Source organism: Actinomadura rubrisoli, from assembly GCF_004349215.1.
GTDB lineage: Bacteria > Actinomycetota > Actinomycetes > Streptosporangiales > Streptosporangiaceae > Spirillospora > Spirillospora rubrisoli.
This window is the reverse complement of the sequence record NZ_SMKU01000396.1, coordinates 1-7856: the sequence shown is the minus strand read 5'-3', so window position 1 is coordinate 7856 and position 7856 is coordinate 1. Positions and strand designations below refer to the sequence as shown.

General features: G+C 74.2%; 10 protein-coding genes. 7 read left to right on the top strand and 3 right to left on the bottom strand.

Going from position 1 to position 7856, the window contains the following annotated elements:
- Together E1298_RS40820 and E1298_RS40815 are read left to right on the top strand one after the other, a co-directional pair.
- The coding region (locus E1298_RS40820; RefSeq protein ID WP_131902747.1) for an AAA family ATPase at positions 1 to 577 on the top strand (577 nt) is incomplete at its 5' end.
- Positions 574 to 1374 (top strand): ABC transporter permease, encoded by an 801-nt coding sequence (locus tag E1298_RS40815; RefSeq protein ID WP_165975907.1) that lies wholly within the window; start codon positions 574 to 576, stop codon positions 1372 to 1374. The genes E1298_RS40820 and E1298_RS40815, both read left to right, overlap by 4 nt.
- A 22-nt stretch (positions 1375 to 1396) precedes the next feature.
- Here the strand turns inward: E1298_RS40815 and E1298_RS40810 are convergent, their stop codons facing one another.
- Together E1298_RS40810 and E1298_RS40805 are read right to left on the bottom strand one after the other, a co-directional pair.
- Positions 1397 to 1741 carry a hypothetical protein gene (locus E1298_RS40810; protein WP_131902746.1) on the bottom strand — a complete coding sequence of 115 codons (345 nt, stop codon included), beginning with the start codon at positions 1739 to 1741 and terminating at the stop codon, positions 1397 to 1399.
- Between the two features lie 182 nt (positions 1742 to 1923).
- Positions 1924 to 2325 carry a PPOX class F420-dependent oxidoreductase gene (locus E1298_RS40805; protein ID WP_131902745.1) on the bottom strand — a complete coding sequence of 134 codons (402 nt, stop codon included), beginning with the start codon at positions 2323 to 2325 and terminating at the stop codon, positions 1924 to 1926.
- Between the two features lie 639 nt (positions 2326 to 2964).
- On the opposite strand from E1298_RS40805, the gene E1298_RS40800 reads away from it, so the two are divergent.
- On the top strand, positions 2965 to 3831 hold the full coding sequence (locus E1298_RS40800; RefSeq protein WP_131902748.1) for a helix-turn-helix domain-containing protein: 867 nt from the start codon (positions 2965 to 2967) through the stop codon (positions 3829 to 3831).
- 35 nt (positions 3832 to 3866) lie between these two features.
- On the opposite strand, the gene paaI is transcribed toward E1298_RS40800, so the two are convergent.
- A complete protein-coding gene (paaI, locus tag E1298_RS40795; RefSeq protein WP_341770693.1) occupies positions 3867 to 4361 on the bottom strand; it encodes a hydroxyphenylacetyl-CoA thioesterase PaaI in 495 nt (164 codons plus the stop codon).
- Positions 4362 to 4492: 131 nt separating this feature from the next.
- On the opposite strand from paaI, the gene E1298_RS40790 reads away from it, so the two are divergent.
- The 4 genes from E1298_RS40790 to E1298_RS40775 all read left to right on the top strand — a co-directional run bounded on the left by E1298_RS40790 (position 4493) and on the right by E1298_RS40775 (position 7742).
- Positions 4493 to 4894: a nitroreductase family deazaflavin-dependent oxidoreductase gene (locus E1298_RS40790; RefSeq protein ID WP_131902743.1), complete on the top strand. Its 402-nt coding sequence runs from the start codon at positions 4493 to 4495 to the stop codon at positions 4892 to 4894.
- A 94-nt stretch (positions 4895 to 4988) separates the two neighbouring features.
- Positions 4989 to 6101, top strand: coding sequence for a phosphotransferase enzyme family protein (locus E1298_RS40785; RefSeq protein WP_131902742.1), 1113 nt, complete (start codon positions 4989 to 4991; stop codon positions 6099 to 6101).
- Positions 6102 to 6201: 100 nt separating this feature from the next.
- Entirely contained in the window at positions 6202 to 6792 is a 591-nt protein-coding gene (locus E1298_RS40780) for a TetR/AcrR family transcriptional regulator (RefSeq protein ID WP_131902741.1), read from the top strand.
- A gap of 83 nt (positions 6793 to 6875) precedes the next feature.
- The gene (locus E1298_RS40775; protein ID WP_131902740.1) at positions 6876 to 7742 is read left to right on the top strand and encodes an NAD(P)-dependent oxidoreductase; all 867 of its coding nucleotides are present in this window, start codon (positions 6876 to 6878) and stop codon (positions 7740 to 7742) included.
- Positions 7743 to 7856 lie beyond the last annotated feature (114 nt).

Below are 7856 nucleotides of genomic sequence, written 5' to 3'. Positions count from 1 at the left end.
GGTGCTGGAGCGGGTGGGCCTGGCGGGCGTCGCGCGGAGGCGGGTCGGCGGGTTCTCGCTCGGGATGCGGCAGCGGCTCGGGATCGCGGCGGCGCTGCTCGGCGATCCGGGCGTGCTGATGTTCGACGAGCCGGTGAACGGGCTGGACCCGGACGGCGTGCGCTGGATCCGCGAGCTGATGCGGGCGCTCGCCGCCGAGGGGCGGACCGTGCTGATCTCCAGCCATCTGATGAGCGAGATGGAGCTGACCGCCGACCGGCTGGTCATCATCGGGCGCGGGCGGCTGATCGCCGACACGTCCGTGCGGGAGCTGGCGGACCGGTTCCAGCGCGGGGTGCTCGTGCGCTCGCCGCGTCCGGCCGACCTGTCCGGCCTGCTCGCCGGGGCCGGCGGGACCGTGGAGGCCGCTCCGGGCGGCGCCCTGACGGTGACCGGGCTGGACGTGGCCGACATCGGCGACCACGCCGCCGCGCACGGCATCCCGCTGCACGAGGTGACGCCGCGCAGCGCGTCGCTGGAGGAGGCGTACATGGAGCTGACCGCGGGCAGCGCCGAGTTCGGGGCGGTGGGGTCGTGATCGACGCGATCGCGGCGGAGTGGTACAAGCTCCGGACCGTCCGGTCGACGGCCTACGTCCTCGGCACGGTCGCCGCCTTCCTGCTGCTGTGCGCGCTGTGGTCGTGGTACGCGGCCCGCTACTGGGACGGCCTGTCGGCGCCGCGGCGGGCGGAGTTCCGGTCGGCGCCCGCGGAGCAGCCGCTCACGCTCGCGCTGCCCGTCTGCGCGGCCGTGCTGGGGGCGCTGACCATGACGTCCGAGTACGCCACCGGGATGATCCGGACGAGCCTGGCCGCGCTGCCGCACCGGCTGCGGCTGTTCTCGGCGAAGGCGCTGGTGGCCGGGACCGTGATGCTCGCGGCCGGGCTGGTGAGCGGCCCCGCCGCCCTGCTGGCCGGCAAGGCGATCGTCGGCGGCCGGCCGATGCGGGCGTTCGACGCCCCCGTGGCCGACCACGTGCCCCACCTGCTCGTGACGGGAGCGGTGACGGCGGCCGTCACGCTCATCGCGCTGGGGCTCGGTGCCGTCCTCCGCTCGACCGCGGCGACGATCACCATCGCCGTGGCGCTGCTGTTCGTCTCGCCGATGCTCGCGGGCCTGGTGCCCGCCCCGTACGGCACGCGGATCTGGTCGGTGCTGCCCGGGAGCCTCGCCGATCAGATCGCCGCCGCGCCGGGCACCGCCGCAGGGTCCGCGCCGGGTACCGCCGATGGGCACGGCGCCCTGCCGGCGCCCGTGGCCGCGGCGCTCCTGGTGGCGTACGTGGCGGCCGCGCTGGGCGCCGGGGCGTGGTCGTTCCTGCGGAGGGACGCGTGATGCTCAGCGGCCGGGGTCGGCTTCACTCGCCGCGACGCCTGACGCCTGATCCGCCCGCGGCTTCCAGGTGGCTCGTGCGGACGGCGAGGCGGTCGCGGAGCAGGGCGATGGCCTCCTCCAGGCGCGGCGCCGCCGCCTGGGCGCGCAGCCGATGACCGTCCAGCACCGCGACGGCCCGGGCCAGCGCCGGGCGGGGCAGGGACGGGTCGGGCACGACGCTCAGCGTGACCTGGACGGACGTCGCGGTGCCGCGCGCGGCGGCCAGCGCCGAGCGGACGGCGCGCTCGGCCGCCGCGCGCTCGGCGTCGGAGACCTCGCCGGACGTCAGGAATCGGATCTCGGGTGCGTCAGGGATCGTCGCGTTCATGGTTCCCCCCAGATGCGCGGTGGTGATCGGCGGTGGCCGCGTCGGCGCGCGCCACGGCGTCGACCGCCGTTCGCGGCGCCCTCGGGAACAGTGAACGACGCGCCCTGTCCAGAGATCACCCACCGGGGACGAGAGCTTCGTCACCGGGGCCGGGAGCTGGGGCGATGGGGGCGAGAGCTTCGTCACGCGCCGGGCTTGTACAGGACCCGCTCGGGCGTGATCCGGATGGTGACGCGCCGCCTCTCCTCCCCTTCGCGGTAGGGATAGGTGTCCACGCCGAGATACTCTTTGGCGAGCGCGTCGATGGCGGCGTCCGCGCCCTCGGTCTCCAGCCGGGCCGTGCCGGACACCGTCACCCAGTGAAAGGCGTCCTCCGGATCGAGCATGCTCACCGACACGCGCGCGTCCGCACGCAGGTTCTGCTCCTTGGCGCGTCCGACCGCCGTGTTGACGATCACGTCGTCGCCGTCGAGATCGACCCAGACGACGGTGTTGTGCAGGGAGCCGTCCGGGCGGACGGTGGTGGCCCAGGCGGGCAGCGGCCGGCGGAGCAGTTCCTTGGCCTCGTCGGGGAGCGTGCTCATCGTGTGGTCCTCCTCGCGGTCGGGGCATGGGCGCCACTGATCGGGAACCCGCGCCCGCGGCCGGCTGTTCCCGGATGCCGCCGGAGCGGTCGGCGACCAGGCGGTCACCACCGGTCGCCGCGATCAAATGTTCCTCCGGAGGCCAGGCGTCGGTCATTCTCCCGTCATGCGGGAAGACCGGGAAAACCGGTCACATTGGTCTTCGGCGGCCGAGAAGAACTCCGGGCAATTCCCACGCCGAGAGTGATGCCGCCCCAATGGAAATGACCACCGCGCCGATGGGACCGCCGCGCCCCCTACCACGTTCCGCACCTGCACCGCCACTGTCCGCACTGGTCACGGGCGACGGTCACGGTCCAAGTGGCCGACAACGGGCTTCGGCGGGCACCGAGCGGCGCCGCGGCACGAGGAGGGTCGCGGACGTGATCGGCGTCTCCGCCCGCCCGGTCGTCCCTTCTACCACGTACGTGCCGTTTCTCCGAAGTCGCGTTTTTCATACTTACCTAAATCGTGGTTCCATCCTCTAACATAGGGCGGTGCCGTTCCGCCCTAGAGCAGACCCGTCGACTGGCTGGTGACCCCTTGCCCCAGGATTCAGCTGCCCCAACCCCACCGGCCGAGAGTGATCAGGCCGGCCGGCTGATCGACTATCCCCGGCGCGGCGGGCCCACGGTCCTGCGCATCCTGCTCGGCGCGCAGCTCCGGCGGCTCCGGGAGGCGCGCGGCATCTCCACCGAGCAGGCCGGGTACGAGATCCGCGGCTCGCACTCCAAGATCAGCCGCATGGAGCTGGGACGCGTCGGCTTCAAGGAGCGCGACGTCTCCGACCTGCTCACCCTCTACGGCGTCTCCGACCCGGCCGACCGCGCGCCGCTGCTGGAGCTGGCCAAGGAGGCCAACACCCCCGGGTGGTGGCACCGGTACGGCGACGTCCTGCCGAGCTGGTTCGAGGTCTACCTGGGCCTGGAAGAGGCCGCCTCGCTGCTGCGCACCTACGAGCTTCAGTTCGTCCCCGGGCTTCTCCAGACCGGGGAGTACGCGCGCGCGGTCGTCCGCCTCGGCTTCTCCGATGCCTCCGAGGAGGAGGTCGAGCGCCGCGTCCAGGTCCGCACGACCCGGCAGGAGCGGTTCACCTCCCCCGGCGCGCCGACGCTCTGGGCCGTCCTCGACGAGGCGGTCGTGCGCCGGCCGCTCGGCGGGCGCGACGTGATGCGGCGGCAGATCAAGCACCTCATCGAGATGTCGGAGCTGCCCAACGTCACCCTGCAGATCGTGCCGTTCGGCGCGGGCGGGCACGCCGCGGCGGGCGGCCCGTTCACCATCCTGCGGTTCGCCGAGCCGGGCCTGTCCGACGTCGTCTACCTGGAGCAGCTCACCAGCGCGCTCTACCTGGACAAGCCGACCGACGTCGACACCTACATGCGCGCCATGAACAACCTCTGCATCACCGCCGCGCGCCCCGACGACACGACCCGCCAACTCGACCGCGTCCTGAAAGAACTCTGACCCGCGCACCGCCTCCGACCGGGCTCGGCGGTCGCTCAGCGCGGCTCGGCCGGACCGTCGCCGATGACGCCCTCGTCCCGGACGCTCCCGTCCGGGGCTCCCTCCTTCAGGACGCGCTCGTCGCGGGTGCGGCTGCCACCGCGGAACTCGGCGATGACCTCCCCGTCCGGGACGCGCCGCACCGTCACGTCGTAGACGCCGCTGCGGCCGTAGCGGGTGCGCTCCACGGCGGTCGCCTCCAGGACGTCGCCGCTGCGCGCGGGCGCGATGAAGACCACATCGGCGGACGCGGCGACGGTCACGGCGCCATGGGTGTTGCAGGCGTAGGCGAACGCGGAGTCGGCCAGCAGGAACAGGTAGCCGCCGTGCGCGATGCCGAAGCCGTTCACCATCGTGTCGCCGAGCGTCATCCGCAGCCGCGCCCGGCCCGGGGCGACCTCGGCGATCCGCATCCCGAGGTCCTGGGCCACCCGGTCCCGCGCGTACATCGCCTCGGCGCACCGCCGCGCCACCTCCGTCGCGTCGCTCACCCGCTCAGGGTAGTGATCGCCCGGCATCGAAGACCACGGGCGGGGAAGGTCGTCCAGGTGACCACCGGAGACGGGGACGGCGGCGGCGCGGCCGGAGGGGCCGCGGGCGGCGCCCGGAGCATGGAGGACCGATGCTGTTCGGCAAAGAGCATGTCAAGCGCTACCAGGAGACCGACGGCGAGGAGGGGCACGAGTGGCAGGGGACCGTCACGCTGCTGCTCACGACCACCGGGCGGCGCAGCGGGGAGCCGCGCACCACGCCGCTGATCTACCAGAAGGAGGGCGACGACCACCTCATCGTGGCGTCCAACGGCGGCGCGGACGAACCGCCGCTGTGGTACCGGAACCTGGAGGCCGAGCCCGAGGTGCGGGTGCAGGTGAAGGGCGACCGGTTCACCGCGCGGGCCAGGACCGCGACGCCGGAGGAGAAGCCGGCCTTCTGGCGGAAGATGACCGCCGTCTGGCCCGCCTACGACGAGTACCAGCAGAAGACCGACCGGGAGATCCCCGTCGTCGTCCTCGAACGGGTCTGAGGCACGCGATTCCCTTTCGTGGCGGGCGCCGGGCCGTGTACCGTCGGTGGCGAACATCCGTTCGACCGCTGTCGAGGGCCGCCGAGGTGCTGAGGTGCCGACGTCACAGAGTGCTGACACCGAGCCGCCGCCACGGCTCCTCGGTCGCTGGGATCTCGGCGCGCCGGACGGGGCCAGGCTCCTCGACACCGCGCCGGGCCGCCGGTGCTGGCGGGTCGACACGCCCCAGGGGCCGTACTTCCTGAAGGAGTACGCCGAGCCCGACCGGCGGCGCGTGCTGTTCCAGCACACGGTCACCGCCGCGCTCGACGCGGCGGGGTTGCCCGTCCTCGCGCCGGTGCCCGCGCGCACCGGCCGGACGCTGGTCACGGCGGGCGGGCGGGGCTACGTCCTGTACCCGTGGGTCGCCGGGCGGCGGCGCGGCGGGCTGGAGTTGACGTTCGCGCAGTGCGAGGCGCTGGGCGGGCTGCTCGGGCGGCTGCACGCCGGGCTCGACCGCCTCACGCCGCCGGTGCAGCAGAGCATGCTCGTGCCGACCCCGCGCGCGGCGGACGCGGCCGCGGCGGTCGAGGCGATGCTGGAGGCCGTCCCCGACGGCGGCGGCGGAACCGACTTCGACGCGCTGACGGGCCGGCGGCTGCGGGAGCGGCGGGAACTGCTCGCCGAGATGGCCGACCACCAGCCCCCGGAGATGGAGGTGAGCACGTTCGGCCACCTGCACGGCTCGTTCCACGCCGGGCACCTGCGCTACGGCGGGTCGGGCAACGTCACCGCCGTCCTCGGCTGGGACGGGCTGACCACCGGGCCGGTCGCCGGCGAGGTGGTGCGGGCGGCGGTCCGGCTGTTCGCCTGCGACGACGACCGGGGGCTCGACCTCGACCGCGTGCAGGCGTTCGTCCGGGGCCACCGTTCGGCGTTCCCGCTGGACGCCGGGCAGATCCAGTCGGCCGTGCACCGCGCGTGGTGGGAGCGGCTCTGCGACGTGGCGCCGCTGCGCCACCGCTACCTCGGCGAGGACGGAACGGGCGAGCGCGAGTCCGATGCCCCTCCCGGGGAGGCGGCCCTCCAGACCTCCCGGCAGAACCAGCCGACGCTGGTGACGTGGTGGTCGGCGCAGCTGGAGCGGACCTTAGAGGTGTTCGCCGCGCCGTACAGCACGGTGTACGCCGACGCGGACGCCCCCGACCACAGCCCCGCCTACGGCTGAGGCGGGGCCGCCGACGCGAGCCGAGGGAACCGGGGAGAGCCGGGGCGAGCCGGGGCCGCGAACTTGACCGGCCGTTACAGAATCCTCTACGGTCGGCGGCATGGGACGCACCAGGGAGTTCGACACCGAGGCGGCCGTCGCCGCGGCGGTGGAGGTCTTCCGGAGCCGCGGGTACGAGGCGACGTCGATCCAGGACCTCGTCGAGGCGACCGGGGTCGGGCGCGGCTCGCTGTACGCGGCGTTCGGCAGCAAGGACGGGCTGTACGAGCTTGCCCTGCGGCACTACGCGCAGGGCTCCATAGCGGGGATGGCCGAGCGGCTCGCAGGTGACGCGCCCGTCCGCGAGGCGATCCGCGGCCTCCTGCTCGCCCTCGTCGACGACACGATCGACGACCCTGCGCGGCGGGGCTGCCTGATGACCAACACGGCCGTGGAGCGGCTCCCGGGCGACACCGTCGCGGGACGGATCGTCGGCGACTCCTTCGACCGGGTCGCCGGGCTCGTCGAGACGGCGCTGCGCAGGGGCCGCGCGCGGGGCGAACTGCCCCCGGACGCCGACGTGACGGCATTGGCCGACTTCGTCACCACGACCATCCAGGGCTTGCGCGTCCAGGGGAAGACGGGCGCCGACCGGCGGCGCCTCGCCGCGGTCGTCGACACCGCCCTGCGGGCCCTGCCCGTTCCCGGGTAAGGCCGGCCGGCGGGCGGCGCCGTGCCGCACGCGCCGTCCCCATAACTGTAATGACCAGTCAAGAAAACAGAGGAGTTCCGATCATGACCGATGTCGCGCTGCTGGGCACGGGGATCATGGGCGCCGCCATGGCGCGCAACCTGCTCAAGGACGGGCACCGCGTGACGGTCTGGAACCGCACACGGTCGCGGGCCGAGCCGCTGGGGGCCGACGGCGCGACCGTCGCGGGCTCCCCCGCCGAGGCCGTGGAGGGCGCCGGCGTCGTCATCACGATGCTGAGCGACGGCGAGGCCGTCCTGTCCACGATGGCCGAGGCCGCGCCCGGGCTGCGCCGGGGGCAGATCTGGGCGCAGGCGAGCACGGTCGGCGTCGCCTCGCTGCGGCGGCTCTCCGGCTTCGCCGCCGAGCGGGGGCTGGTGTTCGTGGACGCGCCCGTCCAGGGCACGAGGCAGCCCGCCGAGCAGGGGCAGCTCGTCATCCTCGCCGCCGGGCCCGAGGACGTCCGCCCGGCGCTGGAGCCGGTGTTCGGCGCGGTCGGCAAGAAGACGCTGTGGCTGGACGCGGACGGCGCGGGCGGCGCGGCCACCCGCCTCAAGCTCGCCGCGGTGAGCTACGGCATCTCGATGACCACGATCATCGCCGAGTCGCTCGCGCTCACCAAGGGCCTCGGGCTCGACCCCGCCCTGTTCGGCGAGGTCGTCACCGGCGGCCCCATGGACAGCCCCTACCTCCAGGCCAAGATGAAGGCCATCCTCGCCGGCGACTTCTCGACGAGCTTCGCCGTCCGCAACGCCGAGAAGGACACCCGCCTCATCCACGAGGCCGCCGAGGCCGGCAAGGTCCGCGTCGACCTGAACGACGCCGCCGGCGACCGCTTCCGCCGCGCGCTGGAGCAGGGCCACGGCGACGAGGACTTGGCCGCCACCTACCACGCCAGCTTCCCCGGCTGAGCCGCCCGGCCGGACCGGTGTGCGAGCTGGGCCGGGCCGGGACCGAGCGGGCCGGGCCGGGGCGGGCCGGGGCTGAGCGGAGCGGTGCGGGCCGGGTCGGTGCGGGGCGCCGGG

Coding starts and splice junctions, on each gene's coding strand:
- E1298_RS40810 (WP_131902746.1), bottom strand. CDS start 1,741: ATGAACGCGACGATCCCTGACGCACCCGAGATCCGATTCCTGACGTCC.
- E1298_RS40805 (WP_131902745.1), bottom strand. CDS start 2,325: ATGAGCACGCTCCCCGACGAGGCCAAGGAACTGCTCCGCCGGCCGCTG.
- E1298_RS40790 (WP_131902743.1), top strand. CDS start 4,493: ATGCTGTTCGGCAAAGAGCATGTCAAGCGCTACCAGGAGACCGACGGC.
- E1298_RS40780 (WP_131902741.1), top strand. CDS start 6,202: ATGGGACGCACCAGGGAGTTCGACACCGAGGCGGCCGTCGCCGCGGCG.
- E1298_RS40775 (WP_131902740.1), top strand. CDS start 6,876: ATGACCGATGTCGCGCTGCTGGGCACGGGGATCATGGGCGCCGCCATG.